The sequence below is a fragment of the Massilia pinisoli genome (assembly GCF_024753285.1).
GTDB classification, from domain to species: Bacteria; Pseudomonadota; Gammaproteobacteria; order Burkholderiales; family Burkholderiaceae_D; genus Telluria; species Telluria pinisoli.
Genome location: NZ_JANUGW010000020.1, coordinates 56,079 through 81,934 on the forward strand (window position 1 = coordinate 56,079; position 25,856 = coordinate 81,934).

A 25,856-nucleotide genomic window follows, 5' to 3' on the forward strand; every position below is an offset into this window, starting at 1 on the left:
CGGAAAACTTCTATGGTAGCACTAGTGCCGTGGTGACAACAGTGACGCCAGCCTTCAGTCCGTCCCGGTCCACTCGGCGGCAAACGCGGCGCGAAAATCCGTCAGCGTGGCGAGCCGCTGCTCCGCCAGCGCGCGGCCGGCGTCCGTCTGCATCATGCCGGGCAGGCGCGCCAGCTTGGCGTCGATGTGGTCGAGCGCATACGTCTTGTCGTCCAGCGGGCGCGCGCGCGCGAGCGGGTCGAGGCCGTGGGCGAGGGCGCTGCCCATGCGGCCCGCGATGTAGAACATGCGGGCGAGGCCCACGGCGCCGAGGCCGTCGAGACGGTCGGCGTCCTGGACGATGCGCGCTTCCACCGTGGTCGCGGGCACGGCGGCGGAAAAGCTGTGCGCCTCGATCGCGTGCGCAACGCCGGCCAGCTTGTCCGTGGGGAAGTCGAGCGCGGCAAGGCGTTCGCGCGCCAGTTCGGCGGACAGGCGCGACGCGCTGCTGCGGCGCGCGTCGTCCTTCGGCACGTTGACGAGGTCGTGCAGATAGCACGCGGCCAGCACGACGAGCGGGTCCGCTTGCGGGTAATCCACGAGCAGGGCCTGGGCGTTGCGCCACACGCGGTCGAAGTGGTTCAGGTCGTGGGCGCCGTCGGGGCCTTGTTCGGCGAGCGCGGCGGCGGCGAGTTGGGCGAGGCGCGGGCGCCAGGCGTCGAGTTCAGGAGGCAGGGATCGTGTCGTTGCTTGCATCGGTGTGGTCGAGAGGGAGGGCGCCGAGCGCGCGTTGCGACAGCGCATCGGCGTCAAGATTCTTGTGACGCGGCACCCAGCGCAGGCGCACGTCGGGCAGGAGCGCGAGCAGCGCCAGGACGCGGGCGCGGTACGGAGCGAGCGCCGGTGCGGCGTGCAGGTCGGGGCCGTTGACGTCGTCGATGACGACGCGACTGTCGCCGTACAGCGTGAGGTCGTGCGCGCCATGGGTGACGGCCGCTTCCAGCACGGCGATCAGCGCGCGGTACTCCGCCTCGCTGCTGTTGCCGTGGCCGGCCGGCTGTGCGATTTCGACCCGTACGCCGTCCGGTCCGCTGAGCAGGGCGCCGATGCCGCAGCGGCCCGGGTTCGGCCGCGCCGAGCCGTCGAACCAGCCGCGCCAGGCGCTGGGCCGGCCGTCGTGGCGGGCGGCACGGCGCGCGTTCGCCGCCGCTTGCTCGGCGGCTCTGGCCAGGTCGCGCGCCGCTTGCGCGGCCAGTTGGCTGGAGCGGGCCGCGACGAGAGCATCGAGGCCTTGCGTGCCGGCTGCCAGCGCGAGGGTGCGGCGCAGCGCGTCTTCGGCGGACAGTCCTTCGTTGCGCACGAGGCGGCGGCTGGCGGCGCGCTCGGCCTTGTAGGCGATGCGGTCCAGGTCGGGGAAGTCGTTCATGCCGTCAGGATACCCGCTTTTGGCTGGCGCTGTAGCCGCAAAGAAAAACAGCGCCGGGTGCGGCGCTGTCGTTGTGCGGTTAGCGGCGGTACGGATTGTCCGGCCGGCGATCCCACCGGTTCGGCACACCGTCGCCGTCGCGGTCGCGGTCGTAGCGGTTCGGGATGCCGTCGCGATCCTCGTCCCAGCGGCGATGGCCGTGTTCGTAGCGGTCGGGGATGCCGTCGCGGTCGCGGTCGCGGTAGTACGGACGTTCGCCATACCCGCCGCGCTCGTACTGGCGCTCGCGATACCCGTCGCGCTCGTATTGGCGCTCATAGCGCGCCGGACCGTACGGCGTCCAGGCGGCGGGCTGCAGATACCAGCCGCCGTTGCCCTGGTACCAGGCAGGGGCGCGGTAGACGAACCCCGGGCGCTCGGCCATCCAGTAGCCGGGTGCCCACACGTGGCGATAACCATCCCATTCCCAGTGGCCGGGCGCCCACACATAGCCGTAGCGTGGCGACGGGACACGTTCGTACAGGGGAGCAGGCGGCGCGGTCCTGATGACCACGCTGACATTGCTGTAAGCCATGGAAGGCAGGGGTGCGGCGGCGCCGAGGGCGATCAAAGCGGCAAGGGCGAGGTGTTTCATGTCGGTCTCCAAAATCCGGACTGCGGATGGGACCAATATAGCGCGGGCCGTTCGTGGATTCAGCAGTTGAAGCAGACTCTTACATGTGAAACAAATTACGTCGAGAAATGACTCGGAAGTCGACGCTTGGACGGCAGCACGCGTGCAGCCGTCCGCGGCGCATCATGCGCGGCTCCGCACGCGCTCCAGCGCCAGCATCTGCTGTTTCTCGGCCGGCGTCAGGCGCTTCGCGGTGACGTGCACGACGGGGATGCCGGCCGTCGTGGCGAGGGCTTGCGTCGTGGCCTGCGCGGGCTGCATGCGGTCGACGGCGACGCTCGAGACGGCGGCCAGGCTCAGTGCGACCAGGAAGGCGGCTTCCATGTGTTTGATGACGTTCATGATGTTCTCCTCGGGTTGGTGTCCTGACCGCTTCACCGTGAAGCGTTCGTCGATGTGTGTACTGTAGTCGCGGCCCGCGCACGTCTCCACCGGTGTGCGACGGACCGCGCAAAACGCGGGACGAAGCGCATAAAACCGCGACCGGCGCACGCTTTCCGCCGCCCCCCGCTAGGTGTGCGCGGACACCCACGCAAAGAGGACAGGATGATCGGAGTGCTCGTCGAGGCCGTTGCGGCCAACCGGACGCGCCTGCGGCGCGCGCGCAACCTGCGGGCCGGCACGCGCACGCGGCCGTCCGCGCCCGCGCACGTGCGGGGGCTGGCGCCGCTGCGCTGGCTGACGGCCGGCTGCGTACTGCTGGCCGGCGCGGGCGCCGCGCTCATCGTCGTGCACGCGCGCTGGCTCGCTGCGGACGCCGACGTGCCGGCAGGCGACGGCGCCGTACGCCTGCAGGCCGTCGTGCCGGGCCTCGCGTTCACGGTGCCGGACTCGCCCGGCGCGACCGTGGTCACGCAGGGTGGCGCGGCCGTGCTCGTGCTGTCGGGACTGCGCGCCGGCGTCGTGCATCACGTCGACTTGTGCGACCAGCTCGCCGACCGGGCGCGGCCGGATCGCCTGCTGCCGCTGCGCATCGGCTGGACGTTCGCCGACGTCGCGCGCCTTGATGGGCCGCGCAATGTGCTTCTGGCCGAGCAGGCGATGCCGCGCGTGCGCATCGACGGCCGCGTTGCGTCGGACCTTGGCGTGCGCTGGGAGGGCGAAGCGCGCTGGACGGCCGCAGGTACGTCGCAAGTGGCGCGCAACGACGGCGCGGCCACGCTGCGCGGCGAGGGATGGCTGACGTGGCCCGGCGGTGCGTTGCGCCTCGTGCGCCGGCCGGCTGCTGCGTGTCCAGCCGTGGGTGAACTCGCCGTGCAGCTGTACCAGCCCGCGCCCGTATCGCGCGCGCTCGCCGTCGCGCTGCCGGCGCAAGGCCCGAGCGTCGAGGCGTTGTTGGCGCCGGGCGCCTACCGCGTGCCGGCCAACGGGGCGCCCGCGCTGGAGGACGAGCAGCTGTTCGATCAGTTGCAGGCACGGGGCCTCGTGCGCTTGGGCACGAACGGCCTGGCCGAGCTTGCCCCGCCGGATCTCGCCGCGTGGCGCGCGGCCGGCAAGACGCCGTGGGATGCCGTCGTGCTCGACGGCGATGCGCTGCGCCTGCTCGAGCGCCTGTACCGCCGCGCCGACGGCGATTTCGTGCGCGAGCAGGTGCGCATCTTCAATGCCGAGCGCCGGCTGCTCGCGTGGCGCGTCGGCACCGGCACCGCGGGCACGTGGCACGCCGAGGCGCTGCTGGACGGCGGCACCGCGCCGGTGCCGCTGGCGGACGACATGCCGCCCGCCGGCGCCCGGCTGTTCGCCCACCTGCCGCAGGGCTGGGCGCCGTGGCAGCGCATCGGTGCGTGGCCGGATGGCGGCGGCGCCGCGCGGCTGCACTTGCGCCTCGTGGCGCCGCTGCGGGACGGGGCCACCGTCAAGCTCATGGTCGCGGGACGCGTGCAGCGCGTCAGCGGCGCGCAGCTCGTCCGCGCACCGCAGCCCGCCTGCGATGGCCGCGCGTGCCGCGCCGCCGACGAGGTGCAGATACTCGAGCTGCTGCCCGACCGCGCCGCGCCGGAGATCGTGCTGGACGCGGCGCCGCTGAGCACCGACGCGCTGGCGACGCCGGGCGACGCGCGCTACCGTCACCTCGTCGTGCGCGACGGCCGGCTCGCGTGGCAGGCGTTGGGCCCGTCCACGGCGCGGCCGGCGGCGCCGCTGGGCGACGTCGTGCTGGCCGACCGTACCGGCATACCGCTGTGGCGCGACGGCGCCCCGACGGAGGCGGCGCGCGCGGCCGGTCTCGCCACGTTGCTGGGCGTGCGCGCGAACCAGGCCGGCAGCGTGGCCGCGATGCTGGGCAGGCTGCCCGGCGCCAGCCACGCGGCGCGGCTCACGCTGGACCTGGGCCTGCAGGCGACCGCACAGGCGGCGCTCGATTGCATCGCCATGCGCCGCGGCCGCTGGGACGGCACGGCGTGCAGCGGCGGCACGCCCGCGCCGGCGGGACGCCAGGCCGGCGTCGTGCTGCTGGACACGGAGACGGGCGCCATCCTCGCGGCAGCCGGCGCGGGCATGCCGGCCGTCGATGCGGCCAACTGGCGCGAGGCGCGCGACGCCGACCGCATCGACCCGGCCGCGAGCCCCTTGCGCCTGCCGGCGCTGCAGCACGACGGCGGCGCGGAACGGGCGCCGGGGTCGACGTTCAAGATCGTCAGCGCCCTCGGCCTGGAACGGGCGGCGCAATCCGACCGCCAGCTGGATGCGTTGCTGGACGGCTTGCCGCTGGCGGCCATCAACGCGCAGGCGTCGGCGCGCGGCTTTGCATTCCGCACGGATGCGGCGACTTACCCCGTCGACGCGCGCGCCCGCATCACGAATTTCCGCGACCAGGGCCTGGACCGGCGCGCCCAGGATGGCCGCCTGGGCCTCGCGCAGGCACTGACGTACAGCCTGAACACGTGGTTCGCGTGGACCGGGGAGCTGTCCGACGAGAGCCTCCTCGGCCGTCCCGAGGGCGGCGTGCCGGACCTGCAGCCGCTGGAACCGGGCGCGCTCGACGCCGTGCGTCCGATCGTCGCGATGGCGCGCCGGCTCGGCTTCGGCACGGCGCTGCGCCTCGACGGCGGCCTGCTGCCGGCGGATTATCCGTGGTCGACGTGGGACGCGCTGCAAGCCACGCCGGCCGGCATCGACCCCGTCCATACGCGCCACGAACTGCGCCAGATGGCGATCGGGCTGCGCATGCAGGCGACGCCGCTGCAGATGGCCCTCGTGGCGGGCGCCGTCGGCCAGGGGCGCGTGATCGTGCCGCATCTGCTGGCGGAACTGGACGGCAGGGCAGCCGCGCCTGCGGCCGGCCCGGTGCTGGGCGTGCGCCTGGACCGCATCCGCGCCGGCATGAAGGGCGTCGTCGATGTGGGCACGGCGTCCGCCGCGTTCCGCGCGCCGGCGCTCGCCGGCATCCGGCGGGGCCTGTCCGGCAAGACGGGGACGGCGCCGACCGGCGACGGGACTCGGGCCACCGTCTGGTTCACGGGGTGGCTGGAGCCGCACAGCGTGCCGGGGCAGGACCACCGGCTGGCCGTCGCCGTCTTCGCCAGCCGCTCGGAGGCGACGGGCGGCGAGCATGCGGCACCCGTCGCTGCCGCCGTGCTGGAAGCGGTCGCCCGGCGCGGCGCCGCCAACGCGTCGAATTGAGGGGTGTTTTCCGCTCAGCTGCGCGCCTCCGCGATGTGTTTCTATGGCATGATCTGTTACGGTCCTGTCATTGTGGACCAGCCATCGAAGAGGATTTATGCGTTTGCCGGGAACCCGGTACCAGGAACCGGGGTGGGAGGAAGTGCGCAAGCTGCTGGGACAGTGCTCGCTCGCCGCGCTGCGCGGCGCCGCTGGCGCTGCCGCTGCTGTGCGCCCCGGTCCCGACGCCCTGGAAGACTACGTCGACCGCATGGCCGCGCTGCTGCTGGCCCAGCGGCACGGCGCGCGCGCCCGCGCGGCCGGCAACGGCTATGGCGACACCGTGTACGAGCTGGCCGTGGCCCTCGTCGTGGAATTGCGCGTGCGGCCGGCCGACTGGGACGCGTTCTGCGCGGCGGTGGCGTCGGGTCCCGCAGGGGACGCGCTGCTGCGCAAGAAGGTGAATGACATGTACGCCGTGCTGCGCGACCGCGTCGACGCCGACAATTACCAGGCCGCCTGCGGCCGCCCGTGCAGCCCGAACCGCATTTACGCCTATCGCATGCTGGACACCGCGTACCACGACGTGGCGCGCCTGTTCGGCAACTGGCGCGCGCACCGGGAGCAGGTCGGCGCGATCCTCGGGCGCGCCATCGACGACGGCGCCGCGCCCATCGAAGTGCGCCAGTTGCGCACGATCGGGGACTGTCGCCCGGAGTGGATCCTGCGCTGGAGCGCGTCGCTCGAGTCGTTCGGCGGCGGCCCGGGCCCGCTGCACACGCGCTCGAAACGCTTCGCGGGCTTGAAGGACAGTCCGGACAAGATCGGCGCCATGCTGCGTGAGATCGGCGATTACGAACAACTGTCCGGCAACCGCGACGAAGACTGGCTGCAGGACCAGGACGACGCGTCGGCCTGGGTCGAGGATTACTGGCGCGTACTGCAGGAATCGGAACTGGCTGCGACGCCGGGCCCGGACCGCATCCTGGAAGCGCGCGAGGATGCCCTCGACGCCGAGGCGCAGGAACCGGATGACGTACCGGCCGAGGATTGGAACGACCCGCGGCTGGAAGCGCTGGCGCTGGCTGTTTCACTGCCCCCCGGCTATGCAAGGGAAGCGGCGGCGGCCGACCCGGCGGACGGCAAGGTTGCGCGCCTGCTGGCGCACGACGGGCTGCCCGTGCGGCTGGCCGTGTACGCGCGGCTGCTCGGGCAGGACGACGACACGTATCCGGACGCCTGGCGCGACCCGGCCACCGGTGCGCTGCCGACGATGCACCAGCTGGCGGCGCTGGCCGAGGTCTCGCTGCCGACGTTGCGCCGGCGGCGCGACGCCGCGATCGCCCGGCTGGGTGAGGCCTTCAACGACAAGCGAGGAAGCGATGCATAGCGACGACACGACGTTCCGACGGCTGCAGGAAGCCCGATTGCTCGACGCCCGCACGCCGGGCGACCGGCTGATGCTGGACGACGCCACGCTGGCCGCCGCGCTGAACGGCAGCCGGCCGCTGACGGCGGGCGAACGGGCCGCACTGCAAGCGTCGCCGCTGACCGTACGCCGGCTGCGCCACCTGGCGCTCGAGCGGCGCGCGGCGACCGCCCCATGGCGCGGTAGCCGCGGCGTGCTGCGCGCCGCCAGCAGCGGAACGCTCGACGCCGTCGTCACGGAAGACGGCTGGTGGACCTTGCACTTCGTCGCCGCGGACGGCAACTGGCGCGCCGTGTTGCAACTGGCGCCGCAAGCGCCGTTCGCGCCCGCGCTGCTCGCGGCGCGCGCGCCGCTGCGCGTGCTGGACGGCGCCGGCGCCGAGATCCTCGCCGGCCAACTCGATGCCGATGGCGAATGCGAGGCCGCCTGGCCCTTCGCGGCCGCCCCCGGCGCACACCTGCAGGCGCACGGCGCCCGCTTCACCGTCGAACCGCGGGAGACCGGTACGCCATGATGGGATTTTTTAAGCGCCCCGCGCCCGCCACCGACGCCTGCGCCCTGGGCAGCACCGCCGTCGCCGTGCCCCTGCAGCCGGACTGCGGCGTGCCGCCGGGCTGCCCCGTCGTCATCGTCGACGGCGACGGCCGTCCGCGCCGCGCCACGACGCCGGCCGGGCGCAAGGTCGAGCTGCGTCCGGGCGAACTGGCCTGGGCCTTCCACCCGGGGCCGTACACGATCACGATCGTCCCGTATGCGCAGGCGCCGGAGATCGGCCTGCGCACGACGTTCGCCATCGACCCGCTCGACCCGGCGCCGGCCGGCAAGCGCTTCGACCTGTACCTGGCCGCCGAAGGGGAAGGCCGCATCGACGTGGGCCTGCTCGCGGCCGCCGTGCAGGACGCCGTGCGCGCGGCGCTCGCACAGGGCTCGCTGGACTTGCCGCCGTGCTGCGGCATCGACGAGTGGAATGCGTTCCGCCTGGGCTTGAACCAGTTGCTGTACCTGCGCTTCGGCCTGACGGTGGACGATTGCGTGCCCGCGGAGCTGGACGACGTCGACTACGCGGCCCAACTGGCTGCCCGCGCGTCCGGGACGTCGGTGCTCGCAGCGCAGCCGGCCGCCGTCGAAGCGGTGGAACCCGCGCTGGCGGACGCGAAGGCGCTGCGCCGTCTGTTCCTGGAACTGCCGTGCGTGATGTGTGGCCTGCGCCTCGGCGCGCTGCCGTCCGGCCAGGACCAGTTCCGCCGTCAGCAGGCCTTGTTGCAGCGCCTGGACCGCGTGTCCGTCGAGATCACGACGATGCCCGCGCTCGTGCTGGCGGCGCCGGGCCAGCCGCTGGCGGCCGACGAGCAACTGCGCCGCATGCGCCACAGCCGGCGCGCCGCGGCCGCACTGGACGAAGCGTGGGCCCTGCTGGCCCGCCTCGACGGCGCGGACGACGACAAACTGGCGGCGCTGTACGACGAGGCCGAGCGCATCGTCGCGAACCTCGAAGCGGAGTGCGCCGGCCGGCGTGCCGCCGCCGTTGCGCGGGAGGCGGCATGACGGCCCCGCAGCAGGCGATCCGCCGCAGCCGCCTGCCGGACGGCACGCTGCTCACGGTGACGGCGACGCGGCGCGAGCGCGCGGGCCGCGCGGACGTCAAGTGCACGGTGCCTGGCGACCCGGGCTGCGCCGAGCGCATGCAGCAGGTCGTGCGCCTCGCGCGCCACACGGAAGCGACGCTCGACAGCCGCGATCAGGTGGTGCTGAGTGTCGACCGGACACCCGCCGGACGCGATTGGGAACTGGCCGCCGTGCTGGCCGACCGCATCGTGCGCGGCGTGTGGCACGGGCGCGGCGACGTCGTCGCCAACGGGTGGTCCGATGCGTGGCAGCTTGGACGTGTGGACGGCCACGACGTGGCGGACGCGTCGCCGGACGCCTTGCTGGGCGGGCCGGACGGCCTCGCGCACCTGGGTCAACTGGATGGCCATCCGGACCCCGGCGCGCGCGTGTCCAGCGCGCGCGCATGGTTCCCGCTGCACGGCGGCGGCGCGGACGACGGTCTCGGCTGGGTCGAGGTGAGCGTCCATCCGCTCGCGCCGGACGCCGCGCCCGTCGACGAGGAACAGACGATCGCCGTGCCGGGCGCGGACGCGGCGCGCCAGCTCGCCGTCCGTCAGGCGCTGGCCGGCGCACGCCATTTCGACGGCCGGGCCTTGGGCCGCTGGCGCACGACGGTGAAGTTCAGCGAGGCCGCGTTCGCGGGCCGCTCGTACGAGCTGGCGCTCGTACTGGCGGACCGCATCGCGCGCGGCCGCGAATTCCTGCCCCGCGCGCGCCTGTTCGCGACCGGGTCATCGGACGCTTGGCACACGGGCCGTGTCGACGCCGTCGACGGCATCGTCCCGAAATGCGCGCTGCTGCTGCGCGAGATCGGGCCGGGCGACCGCATCGTGCTGCCGCAGGCGTGGCAGGCCGGGTTGCCGGAGGGGTTCGTGGACGAGGTCCGGGCGCGTGGCGCGAGTGTCGCCTGCGTCGAGCGGATCGGGATCATTTGAGGTAGGCTTTGGGAACTGGGAAGGAGTCGACGATGTTGCGGATGTTCGGCACGAAAGAGGCACGCTGCCCGCGCTGCGCGCACGCGTATGCGGCCGCCGACGGCTATTGCGCCGCCTGCGGGTTGATGCTGGGGACGCCGCGTCATGCCCCGGTACTGGTCGAGAACCGCTGGGTGCCCGGCCCGGACGAACTCGCGGTGTTCTTCGGCGTGCGCGCGCTGTCCGGCGTGTTCGTCAAGACCCTGCGCGTACCCGCCACGGCGCGCGCCTACATCCTGCAGGGCGACCAGGCCACAGAAGTGCCGCAGGGCGAATACGAGATCGAGGGTTTCTTCACGCGGCTGAATCACCTGCTGCGCGACCAGCACGCGGAAATCCTCGTCACGCGCAGCGGCGCGCTGCCGGTGGAATTCGCGCTGGACGGCCTCGCGAGCAGCGAGCACCTTGCCGTGTCGGCGCAGCTCGTGCTGTCCGTGCGCATCGAGAGCGTGCCCGCGTTCGCGCGCCATTTCATGACGATGCCCGGCACCGTCAAGGCGGAGCACCTGCGCGAGCTGCTGCAGGAACCCGTGCGCCAGCTCGCCGCCGAATTCGTCGCCGCGCGCTCCCTGCGCGAGATGGCGGGCCGGCGCGAACTGCGGCCGGAGCTCGACCAGCATCTGCAGGGCGGCCTCGCCGCGTTGCTGGCCGAGTATGGCCTCGCGATCGTGCGCGTGGACACGCTCGCGCTCCGGCACGACCGTTTCGACGCGAACCGCACGCGTCTGGGTACCCTGTGGCTCGCCGCGGACGAGCAGCGGGTGAAGGTCGAGCATGCGCGCCAGCTGGACGAGTTGTACACGGCGGACGAGTGGCGCCGCATCGCCCGCGAGGAAAGCGACGCGCGCGTTGCCAACCGGCGCGCCGCGCTGCGCCAGGAAGCTGGGCTGGAGCGTGCGGAGACGACGTTGCAGAACGCCGAGCGTGCGCACGCGCTGCGCGCGCGAGAGATCGAGCTGTATGGCCGCATCGTGGAGTCGCGCACGCGCAAGCAGGCGATCGAGCGCGGCGCGCAAGACCTCGTCGCGGAACTCGAGCACGAACTGGCGGCCAAGCGTGGCGCCCGTGCGGACAAGGACGCGGAATGGGCCCACCTGCGCGAACTGGCGGCCGTGCGCATGCAGGAGGAAGTGGCCGTCGCGCGCGAGGACGCCGCGCAGGCGCGCACCGTGGCGGCGCAGCGCTTCGCGCACCAGCTGCTGCAGCAGCAGATCCGCAACAAGATCGAGCAGGCCCGCGGCATCGAGGACGCGGCGCGCCAGCGTGCGGAACTGGCACGGCTGCACCTGGTCGAGGAAGACGCGGCCCGGCGCGCGCGCGAGATCGATGCGGAGGAACACGCGGGCCGCTTGCGACTCCTCGAACTGGCGAATGCGGCCCGCCGCCGCAGCGCGGAACGGTCGCTCGAATGGGACGACGCGCAGGGCGCGGCGCGCATAGGCTCCCTGCGCCGCGAAGGGGACCAGGCCGACGCGCTGGCCCAGCACCAGAAACTGCTGCGCACGATCGAGGCCGACGCCGCGCTGGCGCGCTCGCACCAGCAGGTCGCGCTGGAAGGCGAGGAGGCGCGGGCCGAATTGGACGCCGCGCGCCTGGCCGCCGAGCGCGCGCACGAGCTGCGCCGCATGGAGGCTCTGGGCGCCGTCGACGACGCGGCGAAGCTCGTGCTGGCGCCGGCACCGAATGCGGCGCTGCTGGCCGACGTGCTGAAGGTCCGTACGCAGGCCGACATGAGCGCGGACCAGCTGGCCGCGCAGGCGTCGATGTCGCCGCAGGAGGCGCTGCGGCTGGCCGAGGACCACGTGGCGCGCGAACGCGAGCGCCGCGACGCCGAGCTGGAACGGGAACGCCGCCACCAGCTCGACCTGCTCACGTTGCAGAACGACGTCAACAAGACGGCGCTGGCCACGCAGGCGCAGCTCGGCACTAGCCTCGTCGCGGGCGCGGCCGCGCTGGCGGCGGGACAATCATGCCGGCATGCGGACGCCCAGCCGGGCGACCGCTTCTGCGGCACCTGCGGCGCGCCGCTGCCGGCGCGGGGATGATGCACACGGCGATCGACAAGCTGCGCGAACTGCGCGCGCTGCACGAGGACGGCCTGCTGAGCCGCCAGGAGTTCGACAGCCGCAAGAACGCGATCCTCGACGTCGCCTATCCGGCCGACGCGCCGGTGGACACCGCCACCCCCGCGCGCGCCGGCACGGAAATCGGCCTGATGGCCACGCAGGAAGTGGGACCGGCGCATCGGCGCTACCGGCTGGAACGCCTGATCGCGCAGGGTGGCATGGGCGAGGTGTGGCAGGCGACGGACCTCGCCACGCACGCCGAACTGGGCCACAGCGCGCAGGTGGCGCTGAAGATCCTGCCGCCGCGGTTCACGGAAAATGCGCTGCACGCGAAGCTCTTGATCGAGGAGGCGGCGCGCGCGCGCCAGCTCGCGCACCAGCACATCGTGCGTGTCTACGACTGGGCGCAGGACCCTGCGACGGGCAGCTATTTCATCATCATGGAATGCCTCGACGGCGAGGACCTCGACACGGTGCTTGCACGCGAAGGGCCGCTGGAACTCGGCCGGGCGCTCGCCGTGCTGACACCGGTCGCATCCGCGCTCGACTACGCGTGGGAACGGCACGGCCTCGTGCACCGCGACATCAAGCCTGCCAACGTCTTCGTCGCGCGCGGCGGCGACGTCAAGCTGCTGGACTTCGGCATCGCGGCGCGGGCGCGGGCGGGCGGCGCCGCGCTGGAGGCGCCCGCGACGTCCGGCACGGCGGGCTATCGCGCACCGGAGGCCGGCGGCGGCGCACCGACGCGGGGGCTCGACGTGTACGCCGTCGCCGTGATGCTGTACCGGATGCTGACGGGCGCGCTGCCCGACGCCGCGCCGGCGCGGCCGGATGCATTGAACGCGGCCCAGTGGGGCGTGCTGCGGGCCGGGTTCGCGGCGCGGCCCGACGACCGTCCCGCCAGCGTGACGGAACTGCTGTCCCGGCTCCGTGCGGCGCAGGGACCGAGCGCGGACGAGATGCGTGCGCAGGCCGAGGCGGCGCAACGGGCGGAAGCGGATGCGGCCCGTGCACGCGCCGAGCAGGCCACGCGCGACGCACAGGCACGCAAGGTCGCGCAAGCGCAGGCGGAGCAGCGCGCACGGCTCGATGCGGCGGCCAAGGCGGAGCTGGAACGCCAGCGCCGTGAACAGGAACGGGCGGCGAAGGCGGAGGCCGAGGCGGCGCGGGCGGCCCGCAAGGAAGCGCTGCGCCGGCAATTGCTGGAACGGCGCGCGGCCGAAGTCGAGAAGGCGCGGCTGGAACGGGAAGAGGAACAGCGCAAGGTCGCGCAGGCCAAGGCCGCCGCCGCGTACATCGCGGAACAGAAGCGCGCGCGCCAGGAACAGGCGGCGCGCGCGCAGGCCGAGCTCACGCAGCTGATGCCCACACCCGCGAGTCCCGTGGCCGACACGGACGGCGTGCTGCGCGACCGCTTCGGCGACGCCGGGCAGAAGGGGCCGGAACTCGTGCTGCTGCCGACGGGACGCTTCCAGATGGGTTCTCCCGAGCACGAGCGCAAGATCGCGATGGCGGCGGGCTCCCAGCCGGCGTGGCTCGCACGCGAGCTGCCGCAGCACTGGGTCGGCATCGAGAAGCCCATCGCGATGGGCCGCTATCCCGTCACGGTGGGCGAGTGGCGCCTGTTCGTCGCCGCGACGGGCTGGCGCTCGAGCGGGGAAGTCGACTGGGACGCGCCCGGCTTCGCGCAGACGGACCGGCATCCCGTCGTCGGCGTCAACTGGTTCGACGCGATCCGCTACGTGCGCTGGTTGTCGGAGGTGACGGGCAAGTCGTACCGGCTGCCCAGCGAGGCCGAGTGGGAATACGCGTGCCGCGCCGGGACGAAGACGGCGTTTTCGTTCGGCGACACGATCGCGCCGGACCAGGCCAACTACGACGGCAACTTCACGTACAACGGCGGCCCGCGCGGCGAGTACCGCCGCGGCACGACGCCGGTCGGGGCGTTCGCCGCGAATCCGTGGGGCCTGTTCGACATGCACGGCAATGTGTGGGAATGGGTGCAGGACGTCGTGCACGACAATTACGACGGTGCGCCGCTGGACGGCAGCGCGTGGGAAGACGGCGGCGACCAGGCGCGCCGCGTGCTGCGCGGCGGCTCGTGGCTGTACACGCCGCGCTACCTGCGCTCGGCATTGCGCAACGGCTTTTCGGCCGCGTTGTCGAACGACATCGTGGGCTTCCGGGTCGTGCGCGACCTGATGTAGCGGCGGCGCACGATACACGCGCACAAGGCCGGGCACGGGCGCATAATGCCGATGTGGCGCCGCGGCGTCGCGGCGCCGCGCCATTCAGGAGGCTGTCATGCGTATCCCGAAGGACATCCAGATCCCGTTCATCGTGCTGTCGCTGGAAGCGGTGCTGCTGACCGGCGCGGCCCTGATCTTCCTGATCCTGCGCCCGGGTTGATCCGGGCAAGCGTGATCCGATCGTTCAGGACGCGGCCAGGCGGGCCGCCGCGCGGCGGCGCTCGCCCGCGCGGCGTTGCGCCGTTGCGTCTTCGGGGCGCGGCTCGGCAGTGAATCGCACGCGGCCCGTGAAGCGGGCGAGGCGCTCGAGCGCCGTCGCCGGGCTCAGTGCGCTCTGCTGGCCGCTGGCCGGGTCGATGTGCCAGAAGCCGCCGTCGCGGTGGAACAGCATGGGCATGCCGGCCGCGCGCGGCAGCGTACCGCCCGTGCCGACCGGCGCCGGCGCCACGCCGGGCGCCAGCAGCACGAAGCATTCGGCGGCGCCGCCCGCGTCCACCCGGTGCAAGGTCACGGCATGCGGGTACAGCGCCGTGACGACGAACGTCGCGACACCGCGTATGCTGGCCGTCAACTCGATGCGCATGCCGAGCCTGAGCGGCACGGGCACGTGCTTGCCGGGCCAGACGCCGTCCAGCAGCAGGCCATAGCGCGACACGTCCTCGATGTCGAAGCCGCCGCGCGCCGGGCGGATGATGGCGTGACGCGCGGACAGGCGGCGCGTGAGGCCGTCCCGCTCGGGACCGTGCTCGCCATAGTGTTCCAGCAGCAAGTCTGCCTCGGCCCCGGACGGTTCCCAGCGTCCGAGCACGCACTCGTCCAGCGCGAACAGGCGCACGTGCCGCTGCGCACCGGCATCCGGTTCCGCGTACACGAGGCAGGCGGCGCTAGCGGGGCAAGGATGCGTCGCGCGCTCGGCGGGGATGTCGATTTCGATCAGGTCCTCGTCCCACGCGATCGTCGGCAGCGCGACGGCGACCTTGCCGCCGGCCGCCGCGTCCAGGTGCAGCTGGGCGATCGACCCATTGCGCGCGTGGATGTCGATGTCCATCGCGCCGCCGCCGGCCAGGCCGTGCACGCGGGCGATGGCGGCGTCGTCGGCGCTGATGCGCACGTTCTTGTGCGTGGCGAGATAGGTCTGGTGGATTTCGCCCAGCGACGCGTCCGGGCGCGGCACCAGCAGTACGAGCGTCGCCACCCACGTCCGCGCGAGCGCCGGCTGTTCCGGATGGCGCGCGTGCAGCTCGACGTCGACGCGGTACTGGCCGTGCTCGCGGCCGCGCGACGAGAATTCCACGAACACGGGCCGCCAGTCGCCGCGGAGTGTCCGGTGGAATTGCAGGCGGCCGCCGTCGTCCGGCAACAGTTTCGAGTCGAGCAGCACCGTCAGTTGTGGGGGCACGTCGTCCGGCATGCCGCGCAATTCCAGCTTGATGGCCTGGCGGCCGCCGGCCGCGCGCGGGTCGAAGCCGCTGACGTGCAGGTGCGGGCGCGGCGCCGTGCGCGGCACTTCCGGCGTAACCACGGACGGATGGGCGGTGCGCACCCGTTGCAGCAGGTCGTAGCTGGAGCCGAGCAGGTCGATCGCGCCCGCGTGCTGCCGGTGACCGTGCGCGCACGTGGCGTCGCCAGGGGCGACCCAGACGGTGCAATGCGGATGGTCGGGACTGCTGCAACGCTTCATGGGCTTATTGGCTCAACAGTAAAGGGATGCCGTGGACGGTGGTGGCGGCGCCAGCTTACGCGATTGTAGCCGAGCGCGGCGCGCGGAATTCAGTTTCTGGCAAGACTTTTTTCCTATATGCATCATTTGCAACGATCAGGTGGCCGGCAATGCCGTCTCGTCATGCGGGTGGGCGGCGCCCGGAACCCGCAGCAGGATCGCCGTCACGTTGTCCGGATAAAAGAACGCGGCCGGATGGGCGTCATAGGCCGCCAGCAGTGCCCGCAGCATCGTCGCCGCGTCGGTGCTGCCTTCCAGCAGCTGCGGCCATTGTCCGACCCAGCCCCACGGGTCGGAACACGACCATAACCCGTCCGTCGCCAGCAGGTACGAGCAGCCGGGGCGCAGTTCGATGGGGCGGCGGTCCGCGAGGCGGCACAGCCAGGACGGCAGGTTCAGCGGCGACAATTCGAACAGCGGGTCGTTCAGCCGCGAGGGATCGGCGAACGCATTCCCGAGCAGGAAGGCTTGCGCGACCTGCGGCCGGTGTTCGCCGTGCACTTGCTGCCACCAGTCGGCTTCGCCCACGAGGCCCGCCATCGCGTAGGCGGTGGCCGGCACGTGGTCGACCGTCAGCGGCGTGGCCCGTGCCGGCGTGATCTCGTACAGGCGCGAATCGCCCACGTGGTACAGCAGCGGCGGCGCGTCCGGACGGCATTCCAGCAAGGTCAGCGTGGTGCCGGGACGGGGACCGGGCGCGTCGGCGAAATGGCGCTGCAGGTCGGCGTGCAGGGCGTCCAGTCGCCGCGCGAGGTCGGCACCGTCCGCGCATGGCGGCATCGCGAGCAGGCCCGCGACGACGGCTTCCGCCGCCTCGCGCCCGTGGCCATGGCCGCCCATCCCGTCCAGCACGGCGAGCCGCGCGTGGCCGGCGCGCCAGCCGGGCAGGCGGCGCCGCTGCGGGACCTGGTCGTGCAGCCATGCGGCCTGGCCGTCGACGTCGATCAGCAGCAGGTTGTCCTGGTTTTCCGCGCGCAGGCGGGGGCCCGCGCCCAGGCGCGAGCAGGCGGCCACGTCGAGGCCGGGAAAGCGCAGGCCGGTGATCCAGGCGGGGACGGAAACGGAAGGGGACGATGTCGGCATGCCGCTAGTTTAACCGGACATGCCATTTCGCTAAGCATCGATTAGATGGAGTTTTTGCGTCCACCCGTGAGTAATACGGCCGCGTTCACGAGCACGCAGGCGCCCGCCGCCGCCATGGCGAAGCGCACGCCCATCGCGTCCGCGATGCGGCCCCAGACCAGGCTGCCGGCCGTGTAGCCGCCCGCCATCACGACGAGGTAGATGGCCAGGGTGCGGGCCCGCACGGCGACCGGGAACGACAACTGCGCGGCGGCGTTCAACGTCGAGACGACGGCGGACCAGGCCATGCCCCCGGCCACGATCAGCGGCACGAGCAGCGCGAGCGTGTGCAGGAACGGCATCGCGGCCAGCATCGTGCCGTACACGACGAGGGCGCCGGCGAGAATGCTCGTCTTGTCGACGCGGGCGCGGATGGCGGGCAGGAAGAAGGCGGCGATGACGGCGCCGCCACCCAGGCTGCCCATCAAGGTGCCGAACACGCTGGCGTCCATGTGCAGCACGTCGCGCACGAACACGGGCAGCAGCCCGGCGAAGGCGATGGTGGCGAAGAACACGGTCGCCACGTTGCGCAGGATGCGGCGGTAGCGCGGGCAGCCGAGCGCGATGGCCAAGCCTTCGCGCAGGCGTGCCGCATAGCCCGCGCACGGTCGCACGTGGTCGCCGCCTTCGCGCCACCACGCGCGGTAGATCGCGAGCAGGCCGACGAACGACAAGGCGTTCACGAGGAACAGCGGACCGGGGCCGACCAGCTTGAACAGCACGCCGCCCAGCGCCGGGCCGATGATGGCGGCCGTGTTGTACGACAGGTTGTTCAGCGTGGCCGCCGCCTCGACCTCGTCCGGTTCGACGAGCCCGGACAGCGCGGCCTGCCACGCGGGCCACATGAACGCCGACCCGCAGCCGAGGCAGAACACGAGCGCCAGCACGACAGTGTGCGGCGCATGGCCGCTCGCGACGAGGCCTGCCATCGTGCACGCGCACGCGGCCATGAACAGATTGCAGAAGAACAGGAACTTCGGCCGGTGCACGGCGTCGGCGACGACGCCGGCGAACAGCGCGAACAGGAAGATCGGGATGTACGTCGACGTCTGCACGAGCGTCGTCATGGACGCGGAGTGCGAGCTGGATGCGATGAGCCAGGCCGATGCGAACGTCTGGATCCACGTGCCGAGGTTCGAGACCAGATTGGCGCACCACAGCCGCCGATAGCGGGCGTGGCGCAGCGGCTGCGTCAGCGGGACCTTGCGCCGGGCCGGGGCCGCGGTGCCCGCGTGGGCCGGGGCGGGAGAGGCGAGGCTAGGTTTCGTCATCACAACAGTCTACGGGCGCCACCGGGCCGGGTCAACGCGACGGCACGCGGCGCGTCGTTTTCCCAACGTGACGGTTCGACAAGGCCATGCTATCTTGCCGTTTCGACCACGCTGACCGCACCATGCACATCCGACTCTTCGAACCCGCCGACATCCCCGCCGCCGCGGCCGTGCTGCGCCGCGCCGCCGAAGCCTTCATCCTGCACGAGTCGGCGCCCGCCGACGCGGCGCACTTCCTCGCCGAACACGACGCGGCCGGCCTGCGCCGCAACCTGGACGCCGGCTTCGTCTACCACGCGGCCATCGTGGACGGCGTGCTGGCCGGATTCATCGGCGTGCGCGGCGGTACCCACGTGTTCCACTTGTTCGTCGACCTAGCGTACCAGCGGCGCGGCATCGCGCGGGCGCTGTGGCAGGCCGCGCGCGCGGCCGCGCTGACGCCCGGCCATGCCGGCATCTTCACCGTGAACGCATCGAACGTGTCCGTGGCGTTTTACGAGGCGCTCGGGTTCGAGCGCACGGCGCCGATGCAGGTGGCGCAGGTGCGCTACAACCCGATGCGCCTCGTCGTTCCTGCGTCATTGCCCCTCGTCGGTACGGCGTAGCCACAGGCTGCTGGCCCAGCCTTCCACGTCGTGCCCGCCGACCTTGGCGCGCACGCGCCACCAGTCGCCATCCGTCGCGCCCGTCGTGCTGACGATCGTACCGGCCGGCAGCACCCGCATGCGCGCGGCGCGCACGCCGCGGTCTTCGCGCAGATTCAGGTCGTCGGCGACGCGGTAGCGTGCGCCCTGCGCCGGCCCCGCCACCGGTGGCGCTAGGGCCAGCGGGACGGGGGCGTGCGTCGGCGCGGCGGGCAGCAGCGCGGACAAGAGCAGCCCGAAAGCCGCCGTGCCTCCGGCCACCACGGCCAGCGCCCGCAGATTGGGCCTGCGCCACCATCCGCGCGGCGTGCACCATGCGGCCAGCACGAGCGCCGCGGCCAACGCGGCACCCCACACGAGCGTCGTGAGCATCCACGGTGGCATGGTCACCTCAGGCATCGAAGCGCAACACGTAATGGCCCGCGACGAGGTGGTGCCCGGCCGGCAGGCGGTACGGCTGCTCCGGCGTGGCGTCCTCGATGGCGGCGACGAATGCCAGCTGCTCGTCCAGGTGGTACAAGGCCTGCGTGGGCGACTGGCGTGCGATGCGCCAGCCGTCCGGCCCCGCTTCGAAGCTGAACGCGGCGCGCGACAGGCCGAGGCGGTCGGCGCTCGAAGGCGGCGTGCCGGCGGCGTGCTTCAGGAAGCGGGGCGAGTCGAGCACGCGCAGCGCGGCCAGCATGGGCGCGGCGCGGCCGAACGTGAAGCGGGCGCCGGCGGCGACCGGCAGCACGGGCGGTTGCGGCAGCCGCAGCAGCGCGCAATAGCGGTCGGCCAGCGCGGGCGCGCAGGCGGCCAGTTCCAGGCGCACGCCGTCGACGGGGCTGAACGTCGCGGGCACCGCGATCTGTTCGCGGCCGGCCGGCGTGATCGCCTGCAGCGAGTCCTGGTCGTCGATGGCGAACGCGATGACGGCGTCGCGCGCAAGCGGTGCGGGCATGAAGGCGCGGTTCAAGCCGATCTCCAGTGCCTGCGCGCCCGTCTCTCGGTAGCGCGACAGCCGCGGCAGCGCCAGCGCGACGAGGGCCACGCGCTGGCGCGGCACGGGGGCGTACGTTGCGTCGAGCTCCGCGCCGGCCGGTTGCTCCGCGGGCGCGCGTGCGAGCGGGACGGCAGTCAGTTCGGGGTCGGGCACGGTGCGCGGCTTCCAGACGGCGGGGCGCGCACCGGCTGCGCCGGAAGGAGAGCCCGCGCCGGCCGACACCGCGGCCGCCGGCGCCGCGGCCGCCGGAACGGCGGCCGTCGTTGCCATGGCGCTCGCCATCGCGGCAGCCGATGCGGCCTTCGTCGTCCGCGCCGCGACCGGGCGTGCGGCGCTCGGCTCAGGCGCGGCCGGCAACGGTGCAGTCGGCCGGGCCGGGGTGCTTTGTGCCGCACACGCCCGCATCGGGGTCACGCGCAGCAGCAGGCGCACGGCGGCGCCGTTCGCGTCGACGGCGCCGCGGCGCGACCTGATCGTCCAGTAGCCGGCGTTCGCATCCCAGCTGCAGTCGAACGCATCCTTCGGGCGCACCTGCACTTCGAGCGGCGCGTCGGGCCCGTCGTTGATGAGGAGGACGGCGCCTTCCTCGCCGAACGGCCACCCCGGCGCGGCATACGTCGCCTCGTGCTCGTCGTGGCCGATCAATGTGAGGCGCTGGTTCGGGTAGATGGGGCAGACGGTTTTCCACACGGCGCTGTCGCGCGACACGCTGACGGTGTACTGCACGGCCTCGCCCGGCGCCGGCAGGTAGACGGCATGGCCGAACTTGACCTCGACTTCGCCGGGTTCCAGGCGGTCGGCGCCGACGACCTGGTAACGCACGTCCTCGCCGTGCAGCAGGTCGCCGAAGTCCTTCTGGTGCAGCGTGGCCAGGCCCTGGGCGAGGTCGCGCACGCGGGCGCCGCGCGTGAGGTGGCGGTCGTCGTCGACTTCTTCCTGCGGCAGCACGAGCGTGATGTGAGAAAAGCAGCGGGTGGCGGCGTGGCCGCGGTGTTCGCGCGGCGAGCGCTCCAGCAGGTCGCGCAGCAGCGGGCGGCGCGCGAACAGCGCGAGGCCGGGCGACTGCCAGATGGCGTGGGCATCGAAGACGTCGCCCACCTTGCCTAGGGCTTCATGTTGGACGTAGACCGGCATGATTCGTTCTCCTCTAAAGATTGGCTGCTGGCGGCAGCGGCACCTAGCAGGGGGCAGATGAAAAACAGCAGGTGCGAGCCGCCCGCGGACAGGAAGCTCATGGGCTGGCCCATCACGGGGAAGATCGCGAGATTCGTCCCCCACGACAGCAGGAAGTGGCCGAACGCGAACGCGGCGCCGCCGGCCAGGAAGAAGCAGCGCAGGCGCGCGAGCCACGCGATGCGGAAGTCGCGCGCGCGGCCCGCCATCAGCCAGCAGCGCACGGCCAGGTGCAGCAGCGCCGCGAGGAACAGCGCCTGCAGCAGCCACAGGCCGACGGCAGCGACAAGGCCGTGGCGCTGCAGGAAGAACGACGCGGCGAAGTCGTCCTGCACGGCCGGGATGCGCAGTGCGAAGCCCGGGCCCTGGCCCAGTGCCGCGAGGCCGAACGCGCCGTCCGCGCCGCGCCAGCCCCCTTGCGCGATGGCCCGCGCGCCCAACAGCAATTGCTGGCCCGTGTGCGGATGCGTGCCGGGGTCGAGCCAGACGAGGAAGCGGTCGGCATAGAAGTCCCAGCGCGCGATGCCATCGGCGCCCGCGCCGCGCAGCAGCGCCACGGCCAGCACGGCACAGACGGCGCCGCCGGCCAGGACAAGCGCCGTGCCGCGACGGCGCGTCGCGAGCGACTGCGCCAGCATCATCGTGCCGACCCACAGCGCCAGCAGGACGAGGGGAGAATAGTCGTCGACCTGCACGAGCGCCACCACGAGCAGCAGCATGAACAGCACGACGGGTGCCGCGAGCCGCACGGCGCGCCGCCATGCGCCGCCGGGCGCGGGCCCGTCCGCGCACGCGAGCGCGAGGCAGTGCGCGGACAGCGCGGCCAGTGCCAGCTTGGCGAATTCGACGGGCTGCAAGTCGAACACGCCCGTCTCGTCGCCGTACGCGACCTGCAGCAGCAGCGCGACGAGCGCGGCGCACGTCAGCACCAGAAGCGCCGCTTCGATGTGCGCTTGCGCCGGCGGACGGGCGGGACGGGCGATCTGTGCCAGGGCGGCGCCGCCCGTGCCCAGCGCCAGCAGCGCGGCCGTCTTGTGGAAGTGACGCAGCCAGGCGGTGTCCGGCGCGCCGAGGCCCAGGTCCAGCTGCGCCAGCAGACCGACGGCCAGCAGCGGCAGCGCCGCGGCCAGTACGGGGGCGAGGCGGCGTGGTGCCAGCAGCGCGAATGCGAGTGCGGCCCATGCGACGGCGAGGCCGATGCCCGCACCCGCGGGCGCGCCGCCGCGCTGCAGCCAGAACAGCACGGCACCGGCGCCGACCAGCAGCAGTGCGGCGCCGGCCGCTGCGGCTGCGCGTACCCGTGCCCGCGCGTTCGCGAGCATGGCGGCCGCCAACGCGCCTGCACCGGCGAGGCCAGCGACGGCCAGCAGCGGCGTCCACGCCTGCCGGGGCAACGTCCACGACGCGCGTGCGACCCACGTCCACGTCACGCCGGGCGGCAGGCGCCGCTGCGCGTCCGGGTAGATACCGACGTGGCTGCCCGGATGCAGGCGCAGGACGTCGCCCGCCTCCGCGATCGCGAGGCGTGTGCGGCCGGCGACGAGCGTCTGTCCCGCGGCGAGGTGCACCGGGCGGCCGGCCAGCAGATCTTCACGACCGCCGTCCGTCAGCAGCAGCGGCACGCCGGGCGTCGCAGCGAGCACGACGCCGCCGTCGTCGCGGCTGCGCGCGACGGTCGCGGCGTGCAGAGGGAGGCCGGCGATGGCGATGCGGTTGCCGCAATCGAGATTGCCGCCGAAGAGCAGGGGACGGTCCGATGCGAGTGCGCGGGGCGCGATGCGGTTCCATAGCCCGGCGAGACGCGTGCCCAGGTGGGCGTCGGGGCAGGTCGGCTGCGCTACGCCGTCGCGGCGCAGCACGGCGCCGTCGTAGTGCCACGCGGTGCGGCCGGCCGTGAAGGACACACCGTCGGCATCGGCTGCGCGCACGTCGGCCTGCAGGACGCCCAGCTGGAAGCGCTGTCCCGGCGCCAGCACGACGCTGCCGCTGCGGCGCCGGCGCTCGCCGTCCAGTACGAGCAGCGGACGTCCCGTGCCGTCGTCGGCCGTCCACCAGCTGCCGTCCGCGGCGCGGCTGATGCGCAACTGGCCGCCGTCGCCTCCGGGCGCGCCCAGTGCGGCGTGGTCGAGAGTGACGCCGGCGCCATGGGCCAGCGCGACGTCGACCTGCGCGGGCATCCACGCGGCGGGCGCGCGCAGCAGCGCCAGCGCCTGCAGCGCGCACAGGGCGGCGAGTGCCGCGCCGGCGAGCGCGCGGGTCATGCCGCGCTCCGCATGGGCGCTGACACTCCGTCGATGCCGGCCGCGGCACGCGCGAGCAGGCGGCTGATCTCGAGCGCGTGGCGTGGTCTTCCTTCGGGCCGCGACGCCAGGAGAGTGCGCAGCAGGGCTAGCGCCGCGTCGTGGCCGCCCGCCCCCGCGTGGCCGGCGAACCGCGCGGCTTCGTCGGGAGCGAGGATCGCGGGCAGCGCGCCGCCGTGCCGGGCGCGTAACGCGGTGGCGCCCGCCGGGCCGTGCGTGCGATAGGCGTCGGCGCAGGCCGCGCAGAACCGCAGCGGGACGCCGGCGACCATCGAATAGAGCAGGGCACCCAGCGCGAAATAATCGCTGCGCGCATCCGTCCGGTACCGGCCCGCATCGTCGGGAAAGAACTGTTCCGGCGCTTGCCACGCGGCCGTGCCGGCATACGCGTGGGCGGCGCTGTCCTGCAGCGTGCGGTTGGTGCCGAAGTCGGCCAGTTTCAGCGTGGTGCCGTGGGCATCGACGAGGAGATTCGCCGGCTTCAGGTCCAGGTAGCGCCAGCCGTATTGATGGACTTTCGCCAGCGCGGCGTTGACCTGCGCCGTCCACGCCAGCGCCTGCGCGAGACCGGGGCCGGCGCCGCGCGCACGGCGCCGAGCGAGGTGGCCGGCGAGGTCGCCGTCCAGCAATTCCAGCGCCAGCGCGGGCTGGCCGTCGTGGGCGCCACTGTCGAGCAGGCGCACGATGTGGCGCTGGTCCCACGGTTGCAGCGCGCGCAGGAAGTTTATCTCCGCTTCGAAGGCAGCGCGCCATGCGGCCCGCTGCGGTTGCGGCGCGAGATCCATCTGCGTGCGGTTGACAAGTTTGACGGCGGCCGGCGTGCCGTCCAGCACGGACGCGGCGCGCCACACCTGCCCGTAGCTCGAACCGCCCAGCGGCGCCTGCAGGCGCCAGCTGCCTGCCGTCAACGTGATGATGTCCCCTGCTTCGACCATGTGTCCTCCGATGGCGGCGACGCCGCGTGCCGGGGCTTAGCGGGGGGCAGGAAAAAGCGGGACGGCACGCCGCGATGGTATGCTTGCGCCATGACTACCGATTCCGACATTGAGCTGTCCGGCCCGTTCCAGGCCAAGGACAGCAACGGCCGTACCCTCGACGTCAAGGCGATCCGCATCTTCGACGAGGGTTACGGGATCATCGACGTGTACGTGGAATTTGCCGCCAGGCTCGATCCCGGCGCATACAAGGACGCCGTGCTCGTGCGCCAGATCATCGACCGGCTGCGCAGCGTCGGCTACAAGGGGCCGGACTTCGGCCACAGCGACCCCGGTTTGCAGGAAAGCCGCCTGATCGTGCTCGAGGCGCCCGAGGAGTTTGCCGTGTTTGCCAAGAGCCGGGGCTGGAAGAATCTTGCCGAGGATTTCGACGATTGAGCAGGCCGCACGAAGCGGCGCGACATACCGCGAAGCGACGGGCGGGCTGGGCAACGAGAGGAAAGCCTGGAGGGTGCCCGTCCGTCGCTCAGGCGGCATGCGCAAGCGTGAGATGTTCCTCGAGGCTGACGGCCTATCACTCAGTTGCCATAGCTGAGCGAGACGCCTGCAGCGGAATGCGATTGCAGGAATACCCTGGCGGCCCCGAGACCGTTCAGATGCAGCTTCGAGTCAGTGCGCCACTCAACCTTCAACGGTACGGATCCACCGAGGATGAGGGTATGTCCTGCCGCGCCGTCCTCTGAACTCAGGGGCGGATTCGTCAAGTCATTTCGACCCGCCGCGCCGGACGCGCCGCAATGCAAGTCCGAAGACAGTCAGTCCAACTGCCAGCGCTGGCACGGAAGTAACGACGAGGTTGCCATCTGGTGTGGACCATGACACCACACCCGCTGTGATCAAGGCAGCGACAGATCCGAGGAGGATGGGTACGACTGGCGACTTGGGTGACAAGCGTTCGCCCTGATCTTCATGATTCACAGCCTTGTCCTCCAGCGTGCTTCAGGCGGCCGCGCCTGGCCGAACCAGGTCGTTCGTAAGACGCAGCGTACGGCCCGTAGTGCTCTCCTGGCAAGCCGGGTTTTGATAGACCAAGCAATCTCGTCGACCGTGCGCGATCGACCGAGGTCCAGTCCGCGACACGTATGAAAAAACCGCGCACGAGGCGCGGTTTGTTCGATTGCCGGCGATGGTCAGCGGCGCCAGCCGCCGTGGCCCCCGCCGTGATGCCAGCCGCGGTCGTGGTCGTAATAGCCGCGACGTTCGACGACGACGACGTCTGGACGGTTGTCGTAGTAATAACGCTGCGGTTCGACGTACACGGGGCGCGACTCGACGTACACCGGACGCGATTCCACGTAGACTGGCTGCGACTCGACATAGGCCGGTGCCTGCTGGTAATACCCGTTGGAATAACCGCCGCCCGAGTAGGCGTAGCCGCGGTTATTGTTGTAGTAATAATCGTCGCGCGTGCGGGCGGAGTTGCCGACCGCGGCACCGATGACGCCGCCGACGATGGCACCGTTGCGGCCACCCACGCCACCACCGATGGCGGCGCCCGCGAGCGCGCCCACGACCGTGTTCACTCCCCGATCGTCAGCCATTGCCGTGGAGGACACGGCAGCTGCGGCCAGGAGCATGGCACCAATGCATTTGTTCTTCAACATGGCTTGTTCCTTGCGCCTCAACGGGGGATCGGGATGATCAC

General features: G+C 72.5%; 21 protein-coding genes. 9 read left to right on the forward strand and 12 right to left on the reverse strand.

Going from position 1 to position 25,856, the window contains the following annotated elements; translation table 11 throughout:
• Positions 1–54: 54 nt before the first annotated feature.
• The 4 genes from NX784_RS22245 to NX784_RS22260 all read right to left on the reverse strand — a co-directional run bounded on the left by NX784_RS22245 (position 55) and on the right by NX784_RS22260 (position 2,420).
• Positions 55–735 carry an HD domain-containing protein gene (locus NX784_RS22245; RefSeq protein WP_258818877.1) on the reverse strand — a complete coding sequence of 227 codons (681 nt, stop codon included), beginning with the start codon at positions 733–735 and terminating at the stop codon, positions 55–57.
• The gene (locus NX784_RS22250) at positions 704–1,405 is read right to left on the reverse strand and encodes a ribonuclease HI family protein (RefSeq protein ID WP_258818878.1); all 702 of its coding nucleotides are present in this window, start codon (positions 1,403–1,405) and stop codon (positions 704–706) included. The genes NX784_RS22245 and NX784_RS22250 overlap by 32 nt, the downstream gene beginning before the upstream one ends.
• 79 nt (positions 1,406–1,484) lie before the next feature.
• Complete coding sequence (locus tag NX784_RS22255; protein WP_258818879.1) at positions 1,485–2,039, reverse strand: thrombospondin type 3 repeat-containing protein; 555 nt, start codon at positions 2,037–2,039, stop codon at positions 1,485–1,487.
• Positions 2,040–2,201: 162 nt separating this feature from the next.
• Positions 2,202–2,420 (reverse strand): hypothetical protein, encoded by a 219-nt coding sequence (locus NX784_RS22260; RefSeq protein WP_258818880.1) that lies wholly within the window; start codon positions 2,418–2,420, stop codon positions 2,202–2,204.
• Between the two features lie 204 nt (positions 2,421–2,624).
• On the opposite strand from NX784_RS22260, the gene NX784_RS22265 reads away from it, so the two are divergent.
• The 7 genes from NX784_RS22265 to NX784_RS22295 all read left to right on the forward strand — a co-directional run bounded on the left by NX784_RS22265 (position 2,625) and on the right by NX784_RS22295 (position 13,962).
• Positions 2,625–5,699 carry a penicillin-binding transpeptidase domain-containing protein gene (locus NX784_RS22265; RefSeq protein ID WP_258818881.1) on the forward strand — a complete coding sequence of 1,025 codons (3,075 nt, stop codon included), beginning with the start codon at positions 2,625–2,627 and terminating at the stop codon, positions 5,697–5,699.
• A gap of 97 nt (positions 5,700–5,796) precedes the next feature.
• Complete coding sequence (locus tag NX784_RS22270) at positions 5,797–7,068, forward strand: hypothetical protein (protein WP_258818882.1); 1,272 nt, start codon at positions 5,797–5,799, stop codon at positions 7,066–7,068.
• Positions 7,061–7,621, forward strand: a complete 561-nt coding sequence (locus NX784_RS22275) for a hypothetical protein (protein ID WP_258818883.1) — start codon at positions 7,061–7,063, stop codon at positions 7,619–7,621. Before NX784_RS22270 ends, NX784_RS22275 begins: the two co-directional genes overlap by 8 nt.
• The gene (locus NX784_RS22280; RefSeq protein WP_258818884.1) at positions 7,618–8,652 is read left to right on the forward strand and encodes a hypothetical protein; all 1,035 of its coding nucleotides are present in this window, start codon (positions 7,618–7,620) and stop codon (positions 8,650–8,652) included. Before NX784_RS22275 ends, NX784_RS22280 begins: the two co-directional genes overlap by 4 nt.
• On the forward strand, positions 8,649–9,650 hold the full coding sequence (locus tag NX784_RS22285; protein ID WP_258818885.1) for a hypothetical protein: 1,002 nt from the start codon (positions 8,649–8,651) through the stop codon (positions 9,648–9,650). The genes NX784_RS22280 and NX784_RS22285 overlap by 4 nt, the downstream gene beginning before the upstream one ends.
• A 32-nt stretch (positions 9,651–9,682) precedes the next feature.
• Positions 9,683–11,734, forward strand: a complete 2,052-nt coding sequence (locus NX784_RS22290; RefSeq protein WP_258818886.1) for a hypothetical protein — start codon at positions 9,683–9,685, stop codon at positions 11,732–11,734.
• Positions 11,731–13,962: a bifunctional serine/threonine-protein kinase/formylglycine-generating enzyme family protein gene (locus NX784_RS22295; protein ID WP_307736092.1), complete on the forward strand. Its 2,232-nt coding sequence runs from the start codon at positions 11,731–11,733 to the stop codon at positions 13,960–13,962. The genes NX784_RS22290 and NX784_RS22295 overlap by 4 nt, the downstream gene beginning before the upstream one ends.
• A 226-nt stretch (positions 13,963–14,188) precedes the next feature.
• Here NX784_RS22295 and NX784_RS22300 read toward each other — a convergent pair whose 3' ends face one another.
• The 3 genes from NX784_RS22300 to NX784_RS22310 form a co-directional block, all read right to left on the reverse strand.
• Positions 14,189–15,685, reverse strand: a complete 1,497-nt coding sequence (locus NX784_RS22300; protein ID WP_258818887.1) for an FHA domain-containing protein — start codon at positions 15,683–15,685, stop codon at positions 14,189–14,191.
• A 135-nt stretch (positions 15,686–15,820) separates the two neighbouring features.
• Complete coding sequence (locus NX784_RS22305; protein WP_258818888.1) at positions 15,821–16,807, reverse strand: PP2C family protein-serine/threonine phosphatase; 987 nt, start codon at positions 16,805–16,807, stop codon at positions 15,821–15,823.
• Positions 16,808–16,848: 41 nt separating this feature from the next.
• Positions 16,849–18,117, reverse strand: a complete 1,269-nt coding sequence (locus tag NX784_RS22310) for an MFS transporter (protein ID WP_258818889.1) — start codon at positions 18,115–18,117, stop codon at positions 16,849–16,851.
• A 122-nt stretch (positions 18,118–18,239) separates the two neighbouring features.
• Here NX784_RS22310 and NX784_RS22315 point away from each other — a divergent pair, with 122 nt between their 5' ends.
• A complete protein-coding gene (locus NX784_RS22315; protein ID WP_258818890.1) occupies positions 18,240–18,722 on the forward strand; it encodes a GNAT family N-acetyltransferase in 483 nt (160 codons plus the stop codon).
• On the opposite strand, the gene NX784_RS22320 is transcribed toward NX784_RS22315, so the two are convergent.
• Genes NX784_RS22320 through NX784_RS22335 form a run of 4 tightly spaced genes read right to left on the reverse strand, consistent with a single transcriptional unit; the run spans position 18,696 to position 24,151 of the window.
• Complete coding sequence (locus tag NX784_RS22320) at positions 18,696–19,145, reverse strand: SH3 domain-containing protein (protein ID WP_258818891.1); 450 nt, start codon at positions 19,143–19,145, stop codon at positions 18,696–18,698. The genes NX784_RS22315 and NX784_RS22320 overlap by 27 nt on opposite strands.
• A 7-nt stretch (positions 19,146–19,152) precedes the next feature.
• Positions 19,153–20,877 (reverse strand): hypothetical protein, encoded by a 1,725-nt coding sequence (locus NX784_RS22325; protein ID WP_258818892.1) that lies wholly within the window; start codon positions 20,875–20,877, stop codon positions 19,153–19,155.
• A complete protein-coding gene (locus NX784_RS22330; RefSeq protein WP_258818893.1) occupies positions 20,847–23,177 on the reverse strand; it encodes an FtsW/RodA/SpoVE family cell cycle protein in 2,331 nt (776 codons plus the stop codon). The genes NX784_RS22325 and NX784_RS22330 overlap by 31 nt, the downstream gene beginning before the upstream one ends.
• The gene (locus NX784_RS22335; RefSeq protein ID WP_258818894.1) at positions 23,174–24,151 is read right to left on the reverse strand and encodes a protein kinase domain-containing protein; all 978 of its coding nucleotides are present in this window, start codon (positions 24,149–24,151) and stop codon (positions 23,174–23,176) included. The genes NX784_RS22330 and NX784_RS22335 overlap by 4 nt, the downstream gene beginning before the upstream one ends.
• Positions 24,152–24,241: 90 nt before the next feature.
• Between NX784_RS22335 and NX784_RS22340 the strand changes: the two genes are divergently transcribed.
• Positions 24,242–24,589 (forward strand): hypothetical protein, encoded by a 348-nt coding sequence (locus tag NX784_RS22340; protein WP_258818895.1) that lies wholly within the window; start codon positions 24,242–24,244, stop codon positions 24,587–24,589.
• A gap of 752 nt (positions 24,590–25,341) precedes the next feature.
• On the opposite strand, the gene NX784_RS22345 is transcribed toward NX784_RS22340, so the two are convergent.
• Entirely contained in the window at positions 25,342–25,815 is a 474-nt protein-coding gene (locus NX784_RS22345) for a glycine zipper domain-containing protein (protein ID WP_258818896.1), read from the reverse strand.
• Positions 25,816–25,856: the final 41 nt, after the last annotated feature.

Coding starts and splice junctions, on each gene's coding strand:
- NX784_RS22260 (WP_258818880.1), bottom strand. CDS start 2,420: ATGAACGTCATCAAACACATGGAAGCCGCCTTCCTGGTCGCACTGAGC.
- NX784_RS22330 (WP_258818893.1), bottom strand. CDS start 23,177: ATGACCCGCGCGCTCGCCGGCGCGGCACTCGCCGCCCTGTGCGCGCTG.
- NX784_RS22300 (WP_258818887.1), bottom strand. CDS start 15,685: ATGAAGCGTTGCAGCAGTCCCGACCATCCGCATTGCACCGTCTGGGTC.
- NX784_RS22250 (WP_258818878.1), bottom strand. CDS start 1,405: ATGAACGACTTCCCCGACCTGGACCGCATCGCCTACAAGGCCGAGCGC.
- NX784_RS22245 (WP_258818877.1), bottom strand. CDS start 735: ATGCAAGCAACGACACGATCCCTGCCTCCTGAACTCGACGCCTGGCGC.
- NX784_RS22290 (WP_258818886.1), top strand. CDS start 9,683: ATGTTGCGGATGTTCGGCACGAAAGAGGCACGCTGCCCGCGCTGCGCG.
- NX784_RS22315 (WP_258818890.1), top strand. CDS start 18,240: ATGCACATCCGACTCTTCGAACCCGCCGACATCCCCGCCGCCGCGGCC.
- NX784_RS22305 (WP_258818888.1), bottom strand. CDS start 16,807: ATGCCGACATCGTCCCCTTCCGTTTCCGTCCCCGCCTGGATCACCGGC.
- NX784_RS22270 (WP_258818882.1), top strand. CDS start 5,797: ATGCGTTTGCCGGGAACCCGGTACCAGGAACCGGGGTGGGAGGAAGTG.
- NX784_RS22340 (WP_258818895.1), top strand. CDS start 24,242: ATGACTACCGATTCCGACATTGAGCTGTCCGGCCCGTTCCAGGCCAAG.
- NX784_RS22280 (WP_258818884.1), top strand. CDS start 7,618: ATGATGGGATTTTTTAAGCGCCCCGCGCCCGCCACCGACGCCTGCGCC.
- NX784_RS22310 (WP_258818889.1), bottom strand. CDS start 18,117: ATGACGAAACCTAGCCTCGCCTCTCCCGCCCCGGCCCACGCGGGCACC.
- NX784_RS22265 (WP_258818881.1), top strand. CDS start 2,625: ATGATCGGAGTGCTCGTCGAGGCCGTTGCGGCCAACCGGACGCGCCTG.
- NX784_RS22275 (WP_258818883.1), top strand. CDS start 7,061: ATGCATAGCGACGACACGACGTTCCGACGGCTGCAGGAAGCCCGATTG.
- NX784_RS22345 (WP_258818896.1), bottom strand. CDS start 25,815: ATGTTGAAGAACAAATGCATTGGTGCCATGCTCCTGGCCGCAGCTGCC.
- NX784_RS22335 (WP_258818894.1), bottom strand. CDS start 24,151: ATGGTCGAAGCAGGGGACATCATCACGTTGACGGCAGGCAGCTGGCGC.
- NX784_RS22295 (WP_307736092.1), top strand. CDS start 11,731: ATGATGCACACGGCGATCGACAAGCTGCGCGAACTGCGCGCGCTGCAC.
- NX784_RS22325 (WP_258818892.1), bottom strand. CDS start 20,877: ATGCCGGTCTACGTCCAACATGAAGCCCTAGGCAAGGTGGGCGACGTC.
- NX784_RS22285 (WP_258818885.1), top strand. CDS start 8,649: ATGACGGCCCCGCAGCAGGCGATCCGCCGCAGCCGCCTGCCGGACGGC.
- NX784_RS22320 (WP_258818891.1), bottom strand. CDS start 19,145: ATGCCACCGTGGATGCTCACGACGCTCGTGTGGGGTGCCGCGTTGGCC.
- NX784_RS22255 (WP_258818879.1), bottom strand. CDS start 2,039: ATGAAACACCTCGCCCTTGCCGCTTTGATCGCCCTCGGCGCCGCCGCA.